The organism is Plesiocystis pacifica SIR-1, from assembly GCF_000170895.1.
Classification (GTDB): Bacteria; Myxococcota_A; Polyangia; order Nannocystales; family Nannocystaceae; genus Plesiocystis; species Plesiocystis pacifica.
Window position 1 is genome coordinate 21,203 of the sequence record NZ_ABCS01000009.1, and the last position, 18,106, is coordinate 39,308.

Below are 18,106 nucleotides of genomic sequence, written 5' to 3' on the forward strand. Positions count from 1 at the left end.
CTCAGCCCTCACCGCGGCGCCAGGCCGGGATCAGCAGCAAGCAGGCGAAGCCGAGGGCGATCCACGGCGCCGGGACCTCGCCGTTGGCGCTGCAGCCCCGGCTGGCGGGGTCGCCCATCTCGTCGTTGGCGGCGCCGCCGGTGTCTTCACCGTACTCATCCTCGCCGCCGGCGGACTCCTCTTCGCCTTCGCCGCCGGACTCTTCCTCTTCGCCGCCGGTCGTGTCCTCGGCGCCGGACTCCTCTTCTTCGCCGCCGGTCGTGTCCTCTTCACCGCCGGTCGTATCCTCTTCACCGGTCTCCATCTCCGGGGGCTCACCGCCGACGTAGATGGTGTTCGAGTCCGTGTCCGCGCCGCCGTCGACGTGGATGAGGTGCTCGCCCTCTTCGACGACGATGCCCTCGAAGGTGCAGCCCGAGGAGCAGCTCTGGGTCGCGATGAGCGCACCGTCGATGTAGAGCTCGACCTCGTCGATGCCCTCGTCGACCCAGCTGCTCCACACGGAGAGCTCGACGTCGATGGTCGCGGGAGCGTCGGGGAAGTGTTCGCCCTCGCTGGGCGAGAGGATGTAGACCATGGAGGGCTCTTCGCCCGTGGTCTCGGCCTGGGCAGCGACGCTGATCGCCATGGCGGCGGGGACGGCGAGGGCCAGAGCGGCGAAGAAACGAACGCGGGAAGCGAAAGGCAAGCGCATGACAACCCGGGTGTGCCGCCAGCGGAGCGAGTCGATCACCGGAGACGCGGTGCCAGACGCAGGTTTTTTGAGGCTCCAGCCAGGGTGCGAACTGCGCGCCGGCGAACCTCCGGGGGTCCAGACGACCGCCTCCAGGATCGATTCAAAGCCCGCCAAACAGCCAACTCACCCCGCTCAGGGGGGTCTGAGCGCTAAATCCGGTCATTTACTGTGGTAGGGTGAGCGCGCCCATCGAGGCACCTGTGGCCATGACCGGAAAACTTCGCAAGCTCCTCGCCCTCTCTGCCGCCTTCACCACGACTCTGGCCGTTTGCGTGGCCAGCACGGCCCTGGCCTCCGAGCCGACCACGGCCGCGACCGTCGGGGACGACTCCTACAGCGTCAAGGTCGACAACGCGCGCAGCAAGGTCAACAAGTCCGGCACCATCACCGTGACCGTCACGGCGGCCGAGGGCTACAAGGCCAACGACGCCTACCCCAACAAGATCAAGGACCTCGCGGTGGACGGCAAGGCCAAGCTCGAGGCCGAGACCGTCGCTGGTCGGGTCACCGACAAGCACACCATCGTCTACGAGGTGAAGGTCACGCCCAAGAAGGCCGGCGACCACAAGGTGAGCGGCGAGATCAAGTTCAGCGTGTGCAATGCCGACTCGTGCACCATGAAGAAGGTCCCGCTCAAGGCGACCGCCACCGGCGTCTGAGCTCCTTTGCTCCGCCCCTCCCGCGACACCCCGCCAGGCGACTGGTCGGGGTGTCTCGCTTTTGGGGCGCGGCCGCCGGTTGATGCGCGGGCCCGGATCGAGTCGAGTCTCCCTCCCCAGGGCTTTGCCCTCGGTCGGCGCGGTGGTTGCGGGGCCGCCGAGTTCAGACGCCGAGTTCGCGAGTTTGGAGCGATCGGATCTGCGGACTCCGCAGGGCCCTCGGCGCCGTGATCTGCGGACTCTGCAGACGCCGCAACGCCCCTTTCGGGCTACTGGCACTGCGTCCGTGGAGGGTCTAGGAACTGATAGACTGTCCTCGAACTGCCATGCTTGCGCACGAGCTCTTTCGTTCCACCCGCCGCCGCAGCGTCGCCGCGCTGACCTGCGCGGCCCTGAGCCTGGCGGGCTTTGCCCCTCGAGCCGCCGCCGCCCCCGCGCAGGGAGAGGCCGCGGCGCCCGAGAAGAGCGAGACCAGCGAGGCCGAGGCGCTGTTCCGCCGCGGCCAGGCCAAGTACGAGACCGCCGACTACACCGGCGCCATCGAGCTGTGGACCGAGGCCTACGCCCTGGTCGAGTCGGTCCCCGAGAACGCCGGCATCAAGGCGGTGCTGCTCTACAACGTGGCCCAGGCCCACGTGAAGGCCTACGAGCTCTACGAGGACCCCATCCACCTCAAGAAGGCCCTGCAGTTGCTGCAGGGCTTCCGCGGCGGCATCGCGGTGCTCTACGCCGACGAGGCCGCGCGCGACGAGGAGTACAAAAAGGTCGACGCCAAGATCGCCGAGCTCGAGGCGGCCCTCGACGCCCACGAGGCCAAGACCGAGGGTCCGGCCGAGCCGCCGCCGAAGGAGGAGCCCGTCGAGCCGCCTCCGCCCGCGCCGACCAACCCGGGGCGGCCGCTGATCATCACCGGCGGCGCGGTGCTGGGTCTGGGCGTCGCCTTTGGTGGCGTCGGCCTGGTGGGGGCGCTGATCGGCTCCAACGCCAACGACATCGACGACCTCGACCCCCTCGACCTGCAAGCTCGCGAGGAGCGCTTTCGCGGGGGCGAGGCCGGCAACGCCCTCGCGTTCACCGGGCTGGTCATCGGCGGCGTGTTCGTGCCCGTCGGCGCCGCGCTCATCGCCGTCGGGGTCAAGCGCAACAAGGCGGCCAACACTCGCCCGCAGGCCCTCGTCCTCCCCACCTTCGGCTCGGGCAGCGCAGGCTTGTCCCTCACGGGTCGCTTCTAACTTCGTCTGACCAGGCGCCGATCATGCCCATGCCTTCGACCATCCTTTCCTCGCTGCGCGAGCCGTCCAGGCTCCGCGTGTTTCGCCTGTCCGCCCTGGCCTTCGCGGCCGCGTCGGGGGTGAGCCTCGGCGCCTGCTTTGTCGGAGAGAGCGCGGCGGGCCTGCCGTGCACCGCCGACGTGCAGTGCGGCGTCGAGCTGAGCTGCATCGACGGCCTGTGCGGGGGCGAGTTCGCCTGCGGCGACGAGATGCTGCCCGCCGACGACATCTGCAACGGGATCATCGACTGCCCCGACGGCTCCGACGAGGACTGGGACCTGTGCGACGGCGAGGGCGAATTCTTCCTGTGTGACGAGGACCTGGCGCTCCCGATCTCCTTCCTGTGCAACGGCGTCGAGGACTGCGAGGACGGCAGCGACGAGCTCGAGTGCGACGAGGAGGACACGGAGACCGGAACCGCCGAGGGCACGACCGAGGAGGAGACCGCCGAGGAGACCACGGAGACCAGCGAGGAGGGCCCGAACTTGTGCGAGGGCACGCCGGGCACCGAGTTCGAGTACTTCGACGGCCCGACCCAGACCGGCCTCGACAACCCCCTGGGCGTGATCGTTGGGCAGTTCGTGGGCGACAACGCCACCGACGCGATCGTCGGCTCCAAGGGCGGCGTGGTTGTGCGCCTCTACCAGTTCACCATGGGCGGGCTGAACATGACCGAGTTCGTGGGGGAGGAGGGCGCGGCCCTGGCCTTTGGCGATCGCAACGTCGTCGACGTCAAGACGGCGGACCTGGACCTCAACGGCACCGAGGACGTCATCATCGCGGCCTACGGCTCGTCGGAGACCGACGGGGTCGGCGTCTACTCCTTCCAGGCCGTCGACGACGACGCGCCCCAGCTCTACGGCGCCAACTTCTACGACCCGACGCCCCTCGGGGAGCTGCAGGCCATCGAGGTCGGCGACCTGTCCGGGGACAACCGCCCGGACCTGGTCACCGTGCGCCCCGACGGGACGGAGACGATGACCGTGGTCGCCTACATCGGCAACCCCAACAACCCGCCGCTGAGCCTCGGCTACTTCGAGACCGTCACGGGCGTGTCGACCAGCGTCGAGCTCAGCGAATTCCACGACACCGCCCTCATCGACGCCAACGACGACGGCGTCCTCGAGCTACTCATCAGCGGCTTGGCGGGCAGCGACGCGGTCCTCTACCACCTGAGCCCCGACTTCGAGGGGGTGCCGGCGTGGACTTTGATCGACTCCTACCCCATGATGGTCCCGGCCCAATCCATCGCCGTGGGCAACATCGACGACGACCCCTTCGAGGACTTCGCCGTGCTCAGCTTCGGCGGCGTCATCCAGACCTGGGGCAACATGATGGGCAACGGCTTCATGATGGGGCCGGAGATGCTCGCGGGCGGCGGCGAGACCTCGGGGCTCAACCTCCACGACGTCAACTGCGACGGCAACACGGACTTCGCCTACGTCGCCCGCAACCCCTCGCAGGTCCGCGTCGTATTTGGTGACGGCGTCGGCTCGGGCGACATCGACGAGCCTCTGGTGCTCGGCTCGAGCGGGGAGCCCCAGGGACAGGTCGGCGTGGCCAGCTTCGACATGGACTCGACGCCGGACCTGTTCTACGCGACCGACAACAGCCCCGAGCTGCGGATCTGGACGTCGACGGACATCCCGATGATGCCCTGAGCGGGCTCGGATTCCCAAAGAAGAGAGCCAGCAGCGAGGGCTGCTGGCTCTTTGCGTGGTTCGAGGAGGCCCTCAGTCGGCCTGCTCGCCCTCGTCGTCCATGCCCTCGTCGCCGTCGTCGGTGTCGCCCTCGTCCATGGCCTCGCCGTCCATGCCTTCGTCCACGGCCTCGCCCTCGTTCGGGTCGCCGCTGCCCTCGGGGTCGACCCAGGCGTCCTTGCACTCCGCACAACCAGCGGCCGGGCGCACGCTCAGCGCGCCTTGCTTCTCGAGCTGGGCGAAGGTGCCGGCCTCGGCCCAGTACAGGCTCGAGCTCTCGCCGTTGCCGTTCGACAGCTCGACCAGGTAGGCGTTGCCGGCCTTGCGGATCCGAAAGCCCCGGCTCTCGCCGGCCTTGCCCTCGAAGTCGCCGGCGGCCTTGCCGTCGGCGACGAGGTAGGCGAGGGAGGTCTCGCCGCACACGCCCTGGGCGAACAAGGTCGAGCCGCCGGTCTCGCAGATCAGCCACTGCGAGGGGTCGAGGTTGGCGTCGGAGCTGACGCTGGTCGCCGCCTGCAGGGGCTCGAGCTGGCCGGCGCCGCCGCGGTGGCAGCCGACGGGGGGCGCGAGCAGGGTGTCGCCGCGCCCGAGGGGCTTGGTCTCGAAGCCCCACTTGCTCAGCTGCGCCGCGGGGTCGTCGGGGGCGGTCTTGGGCGGGCGCTTCCACTCGAGCTTGCCGGCCACCTCGACGATGCCCTTGACGGTGAACCGGCCGTCCTCGACCCAGCCTACGGCGAAGCCGTTGCCGCTGGTGTGGCGGTAGACCTCGGCCCCCGCGCCGCCCAGATCGCCGAGGGCGTAGAGCATGCGGTTGCGGCGATCGAAGAGGATGTAGTTGCCCTCGTGCTCCGTGCAGTCCGTGCCGTGCATGCGCTCGAAGAGCACGTAGTTGTCGCCGTCCTTGCCGAACACGGCGGTCGCCCGGGACAGGCGCTTGGTCGCCGGGCCCTCCTCGCCCACGGGGGAGCCGGGCACGGCGTAGCGGATGAAGACCTGGCGGATGGTGTAGTCCCCGTCGCCGCTCCAGGCCCCGGTCTCCCAGCTGGTCCAGGCCTGCTCGGGGTTGAGCTCGAGGGCCGGGCGGGGGTCGCCGTCGGTGCCGTAGACCTCGAGCTCGGCGAAGCGCACGGTCTTGGTCTTCTTGCCCGCGTGCACGTCGACGACCTCGACGGCGAGGCTCTGGGTCTCGATCGGGCTGTCGAACTTGACGTAGGCGTGGTTGGCCCCGTCGGGCAAGGTGGCCTCGACGAAGCCGGCGTCGGTGTGCACCCGGACCTTGGCGATGCGCGGGTTGGCCGTGTAGTCGCGGTAGCGCGGGCCGGCGGCCGAGTACAGGCGCAGGGCCTCGACCTTGGCCTTCTTGGGCAGGCTCAGGCCGAGCGCGCAAGGTTTGTCTCCGCCGTGCTCGCAGGTCATGGCGGTGTCGAGGTCGTCGTCGCGGGTCAGATCCGGGCCGGCGTCGGCCGCAGGCGCGGCGGCCCACTCGGGCGCCTGGGCCTGGCCGGCGAGGGCGAACAGGTGGGTCAGCTCGTTGACCTGGAAGCCCAGGCCCTTGGCGCCCTTGCCCTTGACGGGGGCAGCCGCCTCGGCGCGGTTGATGGGCGCGGCGGGGGGCTCGGGCTCGGGCTCGGCCTCGCCGCCCTCGGCCTTGGCTTCGCCGCCGTCCGTCTTGGCCTCGCCGCCGTCGGCCTTGGCTTCGCCGCCGTCGGCCTTGGCCTCGCCGCCGTCGGCCTTGGCCTCGCCGCCTTCGGCTCCAGTCTCGCCGCCTTCCTTACCCTTGCAGCCGGGCATGGCCAGGCCCAGGCACAGCGCGAGGATCGAGAGCGGGAGGGTCGAGGGGAGCAGGGAGGGTCGGGTCGTTCGGCGCATCGGGGTCCTCGGGGTCGGTCCGTCGAACGCTATCAAGAATGGCTCCAGCTCGCGCGCGCATTGCTCACCCGAAACGCGATCGTGCAGGTCCCGACTCGGCCCGGTGCCACCGCATGGAGGGGCGAGTTGGAAGTCCGCACCACTTTGGGCGAGGCCTTCGTCCAGACCTTCAGGCCAGCTCGGGGGCGAGCGTTCACAGCGGCCGCACGCCGAGGTCGTCGAGCAGCAGCTCGACGACCTTCTTTTGCATGGTGATCCGGTGGCGCTCCTCGAAGCCCATCCAGGTCTCGATGCACAGGCCCACGCAGCCGACGGCGTCGACGATCACCTCCGTCGAGGAGGTCGAGACCGGGAAGTAGTGCGGGTCCCAGCGCTCTTGCGCCGTGGTGAAGTGCGCGTTGAGGCGCGCGACGGTGCGGTCGACGATCGGCGGCCGGGGCTCGACGCCGTAGACGATGGTCTGGCCAAAGGTCGGCCGGTCGGCCTCGGGGTCGTAGCGCTTGGTCGACTCGTGCAAGGTGGCCATCAGGTCCGGGCGCTCGTCCTCGACCAGGTCCATGAACTTGCGGGCCAGCCGGCGCTCCCAGTCCTCGGACGCGGCGTCGCCGGGGAACATGCGGTTGAGGTCGAGGCCGTCCACGGCCGCGCGCTGGCGGGCGCGGTAGGCCCGGGGGTTCATGACCGGGCAGACCAGCAGCCGCCCCCGCGCCGGCCGGAGCCCGTCCTCGAGCATCTCCTGCAGCGCGTGGACCCCCGCGACCTCGTCGCCGTGGATGCCGGCTTGGATCAGCGCGCTCGGCCCGGGCTCGTCGGCCTCGTAGACGTAGAGCGGGATGGTGGGCTCGAGGAAGTGGACGCCAGGAGCGAAGGGCATGGTCGGGGGAGCATAGCCGCTCAGAACGTCGGCCAGAACCAGTCCTGTCACCCTTTGAGGTGTTCGCGCACCTTCTCGACCGGCAGCGATCGGGCGAACAGCCAGCCCTGGAACAGCCCGCAGCCCAGGCGCGTGAGCTGCTCGGCCTGGACCTCGGTCTCGATGCCCTCGGCGACTACGCGCAGCTGCATGTTCGAGGCGAGGTTCAAGATCGTGCGGACCATGGTCTCGCTCTCCTCGCTGCCGTCGAGCTGGGACACGAAGCTGCGGTCGACCTTGAGCCCGTCGACGGGGAAGCGGTGCAGGTAGCTCAGCGAGGAGTAGCCCGTGCCGAAGTCGTCGATCCAGATCTCGATGCCGCGGTCGCGGATGTCCTGGAGCAGGGCCATGACCTCGTCGGCGCGGTCGAGCATCACGGACTCGGTCAGCTCGAGCTTGAGGCAGCGCCCGGGCAGGCCGGACTCCTGCAGGGCGTTGTCGACGGTCTCGAGCAGCTTGGGGTCGGCGACCTGCTTGGCCGAGAGGTTCACGCTCACGGCCAGGTCGGGCATGCCGAACTCCCGGCGCCAGCGCTGCAGCCGGCGCACGGCCTCGCGGATCGCCCAGCGGCCCATGGGGATGATCAGCCCGGTGTCCTCGGCCAGGGGGATGAACTCGCCGGGGGAGACGGGGCCGCGCTCGGGGTGGTCCCAGCGCATCAGCGACTCGAAGGCCACGGTCTCGCGCTCGCCGTGCTCGGGGTCGACGCGGACGATGGGCTGGAAGTGCAGCGAGAGCTGGTCCTCGTCGATGGCCCGGCGCAGGGCCATCTCCAGGGCCAAGAGCGTGCGCGCCTCGATGCGCATGCTCGTGTCGTAGATCTCGTGGCGGTTGCGGCCGCGGTCCCGGGCCGTGTCCGTGGCCGCGCTGACGTCGGCGATGACCTCCTCGACGCGGCGGTAGCCGTTGGCGCTCGAGGTCATGCCGATGCTGACGGTCGTGAAGGTGCGCTCGCCCTCGATGTCGAAGGGCTCGGACAGGGCCTGGTGGATGCGGTCGGCGACGTGGGTGCCGACGCTCGCGTCCTCGACGTTCTCGAGCAAGATCGCGAACTTGTGGGTCGAGAAGCGGAACAGCAGGTCCTCGGGGCGCACGCAGGCGCGCAGGCGCTTGGCCATGAGCGCGAGCATGGCGTTGGCCGTGGCCAGGCCGAAGCTGTCGCGGATCTGCGCCAGGCGGTCGGTCTCGACCAGGAGCATGATGAACTCGAAGTCGTCGTGGGAGCGGGCCAGCTCCACGGCCCGGGCCAGGCGCTCGAACAGCACGGGCTTTTCCGGCAGCTGGGTCAGCTGATCCCGGCGGCTCTGCTCGCGGATCATCTTCTCGCGCTGGCGGTACTGGGTGATGTCCGTGAGCGAGCCGGCCACGCGCAGGGCCTTGCCGTGGTTGTTGCGGTGGATGACCGCGCGCGAGAGCACCCACCGCCACTGGCCGTGGCCGTCGCGGATCCGGTGCTCGTTCTCGTGGACCGGGCTCAGCCCCTGGATGTGGTTGTGGAGGTCCGTGCGCAGGCGGTGGATGTCCTGGGGGTGGACGCGGTCGAGCCAGGTGTCGAGGCTGGCCTCGATGTGCACGTTCTCGAGGCCCAGGAGCTCGCGCCAGCGCTGGGAGTAGAACACCCGCGAGCGCGCGATGTCCCACTCCCACATCCCGTCGCGGGCCCCCCGGATCGCCAGCGCGAAGCGGTCGCGCAGCTCCGTGAGCCGACCTCGCAGGGCGTTGTGGTTGCGGGCCTGGGCGACCACGGATTCCAACAAGGGCTCGCTGAGCTCGTCGCGCAGCAGGCAGTCGAGGGCGCCGACTTCCTGGACGCGGGCGCGCAGCGCCGAGCGCTGGCTCGCGTGCGCGGGCAGCACGGCGACCACGGGCAGGCGCGAGCCCGTCAGCAGGCGGCGCAGATCCATGAGCGCCTCGTTGTCGAGGACCTCACACGCGAACATCACCAGCTCGGGCTTGGTCATCGAGGTCAGCGAGCCATCGGTCGCGCGCTGGAGGATCTGGTCGAGGGGCGTGTAGCGCGTGGTGATCTTCGGGCGCAGATCGACCAGCAGCGAGCTCACTTCCAAGCTCAGGTCTTCGCCCGTGACCAGAAGGTCGTGACCGAGCTCGACGCGCTTGAACTCGCCCGTGCCCGAGACCCCCGCGATCCGCACGCGGCCCGTGTTGCGGCCGCCCCTGGGCTGCGTCGATCGGCTCACGTCAGAGCCAGCTCCCCGGGGAGGCCGACGCGATCCACGACCACTGAACGTCACCGCGTGAGTCTAGCAGCGAAGACCCGTCGATGGGTGGGAGGGGACCCTCGAATTACAGCCTTCGATTGGCTTTTTGGAGATCTCCTCCTCCGCGATGACGGGCGGTGGTGGATGCCAGCGCCGCTCAGACGGTGCGCAATGCCCCCAGCGATCGACTTCGCGCATCGGCGAGAAAACCCGGCCATGTCACGGGGGGCCACCGCTCAATTCGAGCAAAAATGACCTACATTCTCGCCGGTCAAAACGATGGGCATCAGCTACGAGGAATTCCGAGAGGCGATTCAAGATGGCGCGCGCAGGCGCCAGCTCCTGAACCGGGATGGGCGACCCTTCTTCGTCCTACTCAGCCAGCAGTTCAGCCGCGAGGAGCTCGAGGGGCTGTGCGACACGGCCACGGCGATCCGTCGGCTGGATCGCCACCGGGACGGCCGCGAGTTCCTGCTCGCGATCCTCCGGGGTCACCGGGTCATGAACCTGTTCGCCCAGCCGAGCACGCGCACGGCTCAGTCCTTCATCGCGGCGGCGGACAAGCTCGGGGCGACGAGCTCGCTGGTCTCGGACATGCGGACCTCGTCCTTCGCCAAGGGCGAGTCCGTGGCGGACAGCGTCCGGACCCTGTCGAGCTTCTTCGACACCATCGTCGTGCGCCATCCCGACGACGAGTTCGCGACCCAGGCCGCCTGGGCTCTGTACCGCAGCCAGCGATCGATCCCCGTGATCTCGGCGGGCAGCGGCAAGTCCCAGCACGTGACCCAGGCGCTGCTCGACTTCTACACCCTGCGCTACAGCTTCTATGAACACGGGGGCGTCGACGGCAAGCAGATCGCGATCGTCGGCGACGTCGCCCGCAACCGAGCGGCGCGCTCGCTGGCGCTGATCTTGACCAAGTTCCGCCCCGGCGGCGTCCACTTCGTCTCGCCGCAGAACTTCCAGCCCGACGACGAGCTGCTCGGCTACCTGCGCCGCCACGAGATCACCGTCGAGGTCAGCCACTCCCTCGAGAACACGCTGCGCGAGCGCGGCCGGGACCTCGACGCCATCTACATGACCCGGCTGCAAAAGGAGTGGGACGGGGGCACGGCCGGTCAGCCCAAGGCCGACGCCAAGACCTCGGAGCTCGGCGCTGGTGACGACTACGTGCTGCGCACCGAGTTTCGCCTGCTCGTCCGCGAGGACTGCGTGATCATGCATCCGCTCCCGCGCATCAACGAGCTGCCGGACTCGTGGGAGGAGCACCCGGGCTTCGTCGTTTGGCGTCAGGTCCGCAACGGCATGTGGATGCGCGCAGCACTGTTCGCCACGATACACGGTGCAGCCGAAGAGATTCGGGCTCGGGCCAAACGCCTCGATCTCATGTGAGAGACAGCTCAACGACCGAACAGCGCGTGATGCGTCTCGGTCATCCGGGACTGTGCCGTAATCGCTTTCCTTCGAGTGATTTGGACCAGGATCGGCGAGCGATCGGCGGGACATCGGAGAGTAGGTTTGATAGCTTCGGCTTGATGGCTTTCTCTCGGGTCCGACGTCTCCCTCTCCTGGTCTCGACTGCCGCCGTGGTGTTCGGTGTCAGCGCTCTCGCCCAAGCCGGTGAGCCGATCATCGAGTCGCCGGATCAAGAGCCGCTGATCGCCAACGGCACGACGGCAGAGAACTGCCAGTGGCCGACGACGGTGCTGCTCCAAAACAGCGGGAGCCTGTGCAGCGGCACCCTCATCCACCCCGAGATCGTCAGCACGGCGGCCCACTGCGTCGACATGGGCTCGCCGGCCGAGATCACCTTCGCGGAGTTCGGCGTCCAGCCCAAGCGCTCGGTGCTCGTCGATCACTGCGCCTACAACCCGGCCTACAACGGGGGCGTCAACGGAGAGGACTACGCCTACTGCAAGCTGACCCAGCCGGTCTACGACATCCCCATCACCCCGCCGGTCTACGGCTGCGAGATCTCGATCCTGACCGTCGGCCGCCCGGCGCTCATGGTCGGCTTCGGCAACAACATGGGGGACACGGGCGCGGGCACCAAGCGCTGGGGCGAGAGCATCATCCAAACGCCGGTGTCTCAGGAGTCGACCACCGTCGCCGTGGGCACCATCGGCAACGCGGCCTGCTCCGGTGACTCGGGCGGCCCGGCCTACGTGCAGTACCCCGACGGCAGCTGGCACAACTTCGGCATCGTCTCGGGCGGCCCGCCCTGCGAGCAGGGGGCCGACACCTACGTCACCCTGCACTCGGCGATCCCGTGGATCGAGGAGATGTCCGGCGTCGACGTGACGCCCTGCCACGACGTCGACGGGACCTGGAACCCGACCCCGGCCTGCCAGGGCTTCGCCCTCGACCCGTGGAGCACGGAGCCCTCGTGGTCCGACTGGTGCGCCACGCCGACCTCCGAGCCCGCCGCGACCTGCGGCGAGGCCTTCAACGCCGACCCCGACGACGTCCCGCCGACCGTCGCGATCATCACGCCCGAGAACGGCACGAGCTACGACGCCGACCCGGCCACCTTCGACATCACCGTCGAGGCCGCCGACGAGGGCCACGGGGTCAAGGAGGTCCGCCTCTCGGTCAACGACAGCGTGATCGCCACCGACGCCCACGCGCCCTACGAGTTCAACAACGCCCAGTTCCCCATGGGCAGCTACGTGCTCGTCGCCATCGCCGAGGACTGGAACGGCAACATCACCGAGTCCGCGGCCGTGGGCATCGCGGTCGCCGACGAGCTGCCCGAGATCCCCGAGGACGACGGCACCGGCGACGGCAACATCGACGGCGGGGAGGGCTGCGCCTGCTCGAGCGCCGACGCCGGCCCGGCCGCGCCCCTGGGCACCGGGCTGCTCGTCCTCGGCCTGGGCCTGCTCGGTCTGCGTCGCCGCCGCTGACGACTAAACGAGCACGTGAGCCGCGTTGGGCTGTCCGAAGGGTTTTCGGGCAGCCCAACTCGCGTTTCAGGCCATCGACCGACGGCGGTAACGCAGCCGGCAAGGGTGCCGAGGCCCGACCAGCAAGCGCGCGTAGTCGGGCTCGTAGACCTCGCCCTGGACCGTCTCGAAGTCGAAGTTGCGCAGCAGGTGGCTCCACAGCGCGCGCAGCTGCAGCTGCGCGAACATGATGCCCATGCAGCGGTGCCGGCCGGCGCCGAAGGGCAGCCAGCCCATGGGGTGCTTCTTGTCGGCGCTGGTCGGGGCGAGGAAGCGGGTCGGGTCGAAGCGGGTGGGCTCGGGGAAGAGCTCGGGGATGTAGTGGGAGACCGCGGGCGAGGCGAACAGCATGGTGCCGTGGGGGATGCGGTAGCCGCCGAACTCGAAGTCGTTCACGACCTTGCGCATGACCACGATGATCGGCGGGTACATGCGCAGGACCTCCTTGATGGTCGCCTCGAGCTTGGGCATGGCGCGCAGGTCCTCGAGGGTCAGCTCGGCGCGGTCGCCCCGGACCTCGGCCTGCTCCTGGCGAAGCTCGGCGACCCACTCGGGGTGCTGGGCCAAGAGGATGCCCATCCACGAGAAGGTCACGCCGCTGGTGTGGTGGCCGGCGAACATGATGGTCAGCAGCAGGCCGGTGATCTCGTTCTCGCTGAGCTTGCGCCCGTCCTTGTAGGTCGCGTCCATCAGCGCCTGGAGCATGTCGTCGCCGGAGATGTTGCGGCGGCGGCGGTCCTCGACGATGTCGGTGATCAACTCGACCATGCGCGCCCGGGCCTTGTCGCGCTTGCGGAAGGCCGGCGTGGGCAGGTTGGGGGCGAGGAAGGCCAGGGCGCTGAGGCCCCCCTCCATGTCCTGGTAGAGCTTGGCGAACTCGCCGGACAGCTGGTTGCGGAACTCGACGCCGAGCAGCGAGCGGCTCGAGGTGTAGATGGTCAGCTCGTTGCCGACGTCGTACATGTCGACACAGCCGAAGTCGTCCCAGGACGAGAAGTACTGCTCGGCCTCGTCGATGAAGCCCTGGGCGTAGGTGCGCATCCGGGCCTCGCGGAGGGCGTCGTGGAAGAAGCTCAGCTGCTCCTTCATGATCGGCGGGGGCGCGTCGTAGGCGATGCCCTCCCCGAAGATCGGGGTCATCAGGCGGTAGGCCTCGGCCTGGCTGACGTCCTCGTCGCTGAGCCGAAAGAACTTCTCCTGGGCCCGGGTCCCGGTCATCACCACCGCGTTGGCGCCGGGCATGGTCAGGGTCACCACGTCGCCGTGGCGCTCGCGGGCCCGGGCCATCAAGCTCACCGGGTTGGTGCGGAACTCGAGGGAGTGGCCGAGGAAGGGCAGCCCACCCTCGAGGCGCGGCGGCATCCCGTCGCCGTCGGCGTGGGTGGGGGTCGGGGCGCTCGGGGCGGAGAAGACGGTGCGTCGCATGGGCTCGCCGGGACCCTAGCCAGGTCCGCACAGGCGAAAGAAGTGATGGCGATGCGCTTGGGGGACGCTCGTGGCGTGGATCACGGGCCTCCCCGCTTTTGCCAACCCTTACGTGAGAGCCGACGCACGATCGTTTTGGAAAGGTTCGGAGTCGAGCACTGCGACCGAGCTTCCGCGCCATGGTTTCCAAAAGTGGGCGAATTCCCTATCTCTACACCCAATGGGGCCAAGCGTAGGTTTTGGCTGGGGCGAGCCTGACGGCCGTGCTAATCCGGCCGGGAAGTGCGCGTCGTCGTTCATCCGCCCTGCAACTCGACCCTCGAGCGGTCGCAGATGCGGACGTGGCTGTGTTCGAACGACACCTGATGGCGAGCGCCAGACTGGCTTGGCGTGGCGTGAACGCGCCTTTGGGCCTGGCCTCGCTACCCGACACCGCTCTCCCTGACTCCCATGCAAGAGCCAGCCACTCCAAAGTCGAACACCATCGAGCCCAACCTCGGCAAGGACTTCCTGGCGGGCATCGTCGTATTCCTGGTCGCGTTGCCCCTGTGCCTCGGCATCGCCCTGGCATCCAACGCGCCGCTCATCAGCGGCATCATCAGCGGCATCATCGGCGGCCTGATCATCGGCCCGCTGAGCGGCTCCCACACCAGCGTCAGCGGCCCCGCGGCGGCTCTGGCGACCACGGTCGTGGCGCAGTTGGCGATCCTCGGCAGCTTCGAGACCTTCCTGGTCGCGGTGGTCCTCGCGGGCGTGATGCAGCTGCTCCTGGGCGTGATCCAGGCGGGCACGCTCTCGGCCTTCGTGCCGACTAGCGTCATCAAGGGGCTGCTGGCGGCGATCGGCGTGGTCCTGATCCTCAAGCAGATCCCGCACATGGTCGGCCACGACTCGGACCCCGAGGGCGACCTGGCCTTCGAGCAGGCTGACGAGCAGACCACCCTCGAGACCCTCATCGACGTGTTCTTGCACCCGATGGACTGGCACCTGGGCGCGACCACGATCGGCTTTGTCTCGCTGATCTTGCTGGTCCTGTTCGCCCGCTGGGAGCCGCTCAAGAAGTCGGGCATGCCCGCGCCCCTGGTCGTCGTGACCATCGGGCTGATCATGAGCACGGTGTTCAACACCCTCGGCGACCCGTGGATGGTCACCGGCAGCCACCTCGTCGAGGTGCCCGACGCCGGCGGGATCACGGGCTTCGCCAAGCTGCTGCGCTTCCCCAACTTCAGCTCGATCCTCAACGGCGACGTGTGGATCGCCGCGGCGACCATCGCCGCCGTCGCCTCGCTGGCGACCTTGCTCAACCTCGAGGCCGTCGATCGCCTCGATCCAGCCCAGCGCAAGTCTCCGCCCAACCGCGAGCTCATGGCCCAGGGCGCCGGCAACATCATCGCCGGGATGATCGGCGGCATCCCGATCACCTCGGGGATCATCCGCGGCTCGGTCAACATCCAGACCGGCGCGACGACCAAGCGCTCGGCGATCATCCACGGCTTCTTCCTCGTCGGCATGGTCCTGTTCATGGCCGGGCTGCTCAACCGCATCCCGCTCTCGTGCCTGGCCGCGATCCTGCTGTACACGGGCTTCAAGCTCGTCAGCCCCGAGGTGATCAAGAAGATGTGGAGCGCGGGCTGGGACCAGTTCGTGCCCTTCATGGTCACGGTCTCGGCGATCGTGCTCTACAAGCTGCTCGAGGGCCTGGGCATCGGCATGGCCGTGGCCCTGCTGTTCATCCTCTACCGCCAGTTCCGCCGGCCCGTGCGCCGCATCGTCGAGCAGCACCTCGCCGGCGAGGTCCTGCACATCGAGCTCCCGGACCAGGTCACCTTCCTCAACCAGGTGGCCATCGAGAAGGTCCTCGCCGACATCCCCCGGGACAGCGCGGCGATGCTCGACGCCCGGCACACCGAGTACATCGACCCCGACGTGCTCGCCCTGCTCGAGGACTTCCGCGACGTGCAGGCCCCGGCCCGCAACATCGAGCTGACCATGGTCGGCTTCGCCGACGAGTACGACGACACCGGCGAGGACACCATCGTCGTCGACTACTCGGCCCGGGAGCTGCGCGGCGACAGCACGGTGGCTCAGGTCTTCGACATGATCTGGGCGGGGCACCAGCGCTTCGCCTCGGGCAAGGCCATCAACCGCGAGTACACGCCGCTGATGACCGGCGCGGGCGAGCCGACGCCGCTGGTCGCGGTGCTCAGCTGCGTCGACGACGGCGTCCCGGCCGAGCTGCTGTTCGACATGCCCCCGCACGACGTCCTCGACGTGTCCGTGGTCGGCGCGGCCGTCTCGCCGGGCGTGCTCGGCAGCCTCGAGTACGTCGGCGTGGTCGAGGGCGTGCGCCTGATCGTGGTCCTGGGCCACACCGGCAGCCGGGTGTTCGAGTCCGCGGTCGAGGGCGAGGCCGGGGGCGCGCGACTGGGCGAGCTCCTGGCGGACCTGCGCGAGACCGGCGCGCTCGAGCCCGCGGCCCTCGAGGGCCTGGAAGAGGGGGCGCGCGCCAAGGCCCTCGACGCGGCCATGCGCCGCTCGGTGGTCCGCATGGTGCAGCGCATCGCGGCCGACAGCGCGACCCTGGCCAAGCTCGCCGACGACGGGCGCCTGGGCATCGTCGGGGCCATCCACGACGTCGAGACCGACGCCGTCGAGTTCCTGGTCCACGAGGCCGTCGGCTTCGAGAGCGGCGAGACCTCGATGGCCTCGCTCATGTAGCCGCGCGGCCGCGCAGGCCGCGGAGCACGACGAAGCCGAGGCAGGCGAGGCCCACGAGCAGCGCGAACGCGCCGGGCAGGCGCGGGTCCAGCGCCGCCCGTGGGAGCAGCCGCGTCGGCGCGGGCGCGAGCACCAGCAGCAGCGCGGCGACGGCTCCGACGGCCAGCCAGATCCGCGCGCGCCGGGGGTCGGGCTGGGGCTCCTCGCGCGGCCCGAGCATCCAGGGCACGAACACGGCGTAAGCCACGAGGTTGGCCGAAAAATCGATGTTGAACATCAGCAGCACCGCGCAGTGGAACACCACCGCGGCGCCGATGAAGGCGCGCAGCGCCCGGGGCGAGGCGACGGCGAACAAAAAGCTCAGCTCCCACAGGGCGGTCAGCCAGTCGCTGAGCTCCCACACCAGCGGGCTGCGCACGCCGATGGCGAGGGGGGCCAGGTAGCCCATGCGCTCGGCCGCGACGGCGTTGTGGACCAGGTGCCCGTAGGTCGCGGAGGTCCGCGGGTCGAACCACCCGCCGACCAGCTTGGGCACGCCTGCGGAGAACATGCAAAAGCCGAGCATGAGGGCGAAGCAGGCGATGGGCAGGGGGTCGGTCCGCGCCGAGCCTCGCCCGGCGAGGGCGTCGACGGACCAGGCCCGGCCCCACTGCCCCGAGAGCATCAGGGGCGTCAGCCACAGCACCAGGTTGTGGTTGATCTTGCCCGTGGCGAAGGTCAGGCCGTAGGCGAGGGCGATCGTCAGGCCGAGGGCCACGGAGGTCGCGCGGGTCCGCCAGCCCACGGCGACGAGCGCGGCGAGGGCCTCGATGGCCGCGAGCGAGGTTTTGACGAAGGCGGCGCTCGGCGGGCCCGCGAGCAGGCGCAGCGGCCCCGGGGGCGGGTCCCACAGGTCCGCCGGGAGCTCGCTGATGAAGCGCAGCCCGGGCAGGTCGGCGATCGTGACCAGATAGAGCGCGAAGAACACCCGGGCGATGGCCAGATCGCGCGGGTCGAAGGCGTAGCCCTCGAGCCACTCGCGCTCAGCCAGCGGCCAGGACACGCCGCACCTCCTCCACGCGCTCGTCCTCCACGCTCCCGTCGGTGGCGCGCCGCTCTCGGACCCAGCGCAGCTCGATCGCCTCGACGGGCTCGTCGGCGGCGAGTCGTCTAGCCGCGTCGAACAACCAGGCGTGCAGCTCCGGGGAGTAGTCCGGCAGCGCTCGCAGCTGACGCGTGAGCGCGACGTGCATCGACTGGGGGACCTCGGGGAGCAAGGCGGCCGTCGTCGGCGTGAGGGTCTCGCCGTTGTCGAGCTCGATCCGGGCCTCGAAGCGCACGACCTCGATGGCCGCGCCGGGCTCGGAGACCAGGCCGAAGCCCGGGAAGATCAGGGCCGGCCAGGGCTCGCGCGCTTGGGCGCCCATGTAGACGTAGGCCAGGGCGAACTGGACGAAGAGCGCGGCGAGCAGGAGCGTCGGCGTCCACTTGCGCAGGCGAGCGAGGGTCACGCCCTAGACCCTAGCAGCAGGCCGGGGATTTCCTCGACACGAGCCACAGCACGCCCCCAACGCGCGAGCCCTTTGTCGCCAAAAGCCCGCAGTACACCGGGTACAGCTTCGTTTTGGCTTCGCGGTCTCGCACGCCGGTGACGCACTGTGGCCCGCGCCGA

The 18,106-nt window shown here is 69.6% G+C and carries 13 protein-coding genes; 6 read left to right on the forward strand and 7 right to left on the reverse strand.

Annotated elements, in window-relative coordinates:
- Window position 1 precedes the first annotated feature (1 nt).
- Entirely contained in the window at window positions 2-694 is a 693-nt protein-coding gene (locus PPSIR1_RS06390; RefSeq protein WP_006970184.1) for an Ig-like domain-containing protein, read from the reverse strand.
- 248 nt (window positions 695-942) lie between these two features.
- Between PPSIR1_RS06390 and PPSIR1_RS06395 the strand changes: the two genes are divergently transcribed.
- From PPSIR1_RS06395 to PPSIR1_RS06405, 3 genes are all read left to right on the forward strand, one after another.
- Window positions 943-1,395 (forward strand): hypothetical protein, encoded by a 453-nt coding sequence (locus PPSIR1_RS06395; RefSeq protein ID WP_157595254.1) that lies wholly within the window; start codon window positions 943-945, stop codon window positions 1,393-1,395.
- A 326-nt stretch (window positions 1,396-1,721) separates the two neighbouring features.
- Entirely contained in the window at window positions 1,722-2,627 is a 906-nt protein-coding gene (locus tag PPSIR1_RS06400) for a hypothetical protein (RefSeq protein ID WP_006970186.1), read from the forward strand.
- 29 nt (window positions 2,628-2,656) lie between these two features.
- On the forward strand, window positions 2,657-4,327 hold the full coding sequence (locus PPSIR1_RS06405) for a hypothetical protein (RefSeq protein ID WP_157595255.1): 1,671 nt from the start codon (window positions 2,657-2,659) through the stop codon (window positions 4,325-4,327).
- Window positions 4,328-4,399: 72 nt separating this feature from the next.
- On the opposite strand, the gene PPSIR1_RS06410 is transcribed toward PPSIR1_RS06405, so the two are convergent.
- The 3 genes from PPSIR1_RS06410 to PPSIR1_RS06420 form a co-directional block, all read right to left on the reverse strand.
- A complete protein-coding gene (locus PPSIR1_RS06410) occupies window positions 4,400-6,235 on the reverse strand; it encodes a hypothetical protein (RefSeq protein ID WP_006970188.1) in 1,836 nt (611 codons plus the stop codon).
- 193 nt (window positions 6,236-6,428) lie between these two features.
- Window positions 6,429-7,109 carry a M14 family metallopeptidase gene (locus PPSIR1_RS06415; protein WP_006970189.1) on the reverse strand — a complete coding sequence of 227 codons (681 nt, stop codon included), beginning with the start codon at window positions 7,107-7,109 and terminating at the stop codon, window positions 6,429-6,431.
- 47 nt (window positions 7,110-7,156) lie between these two features.
- On the reverse strand, window positions 7,157-9,346 hold the full coding sequence (locus PPSIR1_RS06420; protein ID WP_157595256.1) for a putative bifunctional diguanylate cyclase/phosphodiesterase: 2,190 nt from the start codon (window positions 9,344-9,346) through the stop codon (window positions 7,157-7,159).
- Window positions 9,347-9,646: 300 nt separating this feature from the next.
- On the opposite strand from PPSIR1_RS06420, the gene PPSIR1_RS06425 reads away from it, so the two are divergent.
- Both PPSIR1_RS06425 and PPSIR1_RS06430 read left to right on the forward strand, forming a co-directional pair.
- The gene (locus PPSIR1_RS06425; protein WP_006970191.1) at window positions 9,647-10,759 is read left to right on the forward strand and encodes an aspartate/ornithine carbamoyltransferase family protein; all 1,113 of its coding nucleotides are present in this window, start codon (window positions 9,647-9,649) and stop codon (window positions 10,757-10,759) included.
- Window positions 10,760-10,953: 194 nt separating this feature from the next.
- Complete coding sequence (locus tag PPSIR1_RS06430; protein ID WP_006970192.1) at window positions 10,954-12,273, forward strand: trypsin-like serine protease; 1,320 nt, start codon at window positions 10,954-10,956, stop codon at window positions 12,271-12,273.
- 66 nt (window positions 12,274-12,339) lie between these two features.
- Here PPSIR1_RS06430 and PPSIR1_RS06435 read toward each other — a convergent pair whose 3' ends face one another.
- A complete protein-coding gene (locus tag PPSIR1_RS06435; RefSeq protein ID WP_006970193.1) occupies window positions 12,340-13,737 on the reverse strand; it encodes a cytochrome P450 in 1,398 nt (465 codons plus the stop codon).
- A 450-nt stretch (window positions 13,738-14,187) separates the two neighbouring features.
- On the opposite strand from PPSIR1_RS06435, the gene PPSIR1_RS06440 reads away from it, so the two are divergent.
- Window positions 14,188-16,455, forward strand: coding sequence for a bifunctional SulP family inorganic anion transporter/carbonic anhydrase (locus PPSIR1_RS06440; RefSeq protein WP_006970194.1), 2,268 nt, complete (start codon window positions 14,188-14,190; stop codon window positions 16,453-16,455).
- Here the strand turns inward: PPSIR1_RS06440 and PPSIR1_RS06445 are convergent.
- Together PPSIR1_RS06445 and PPSIR1_RS06450 are read right to left on the reverse strand one after the other, a co-directional pair.
- Complete coding sequence (locus PPSIR1_RS06445; RefSeq protein ID WP_006970195.1) at window positions 16,448-17,497, reverse strand: HTTM domain-containing protein; 1,050 nt, start codon at window positions 17,495-17,497, stop codon at window positions 16,448-16,450. The genes PPSIR1_RS06440 and PPSIR1_RS06445 overlap by 8 nt on opposite strands.
- Window positions 17,478-17,945, reverse strand: a complete 468-nt coding sequence (locus PPSIR1_RS06450) for a hypothetical protein (RefSeq protein WP_006970196.1) — start codon at window positions 17,943-17,945, stop codon at window positions 17,478-17,480. The genes PPSIR1_RS06445 and PPSIR1_RS06450 overlap by 20 nt, the downstream gene beginning before the upstream one ends.
- Window positions 17,946-18,106 lie beyond the last annotated feature (161 nt).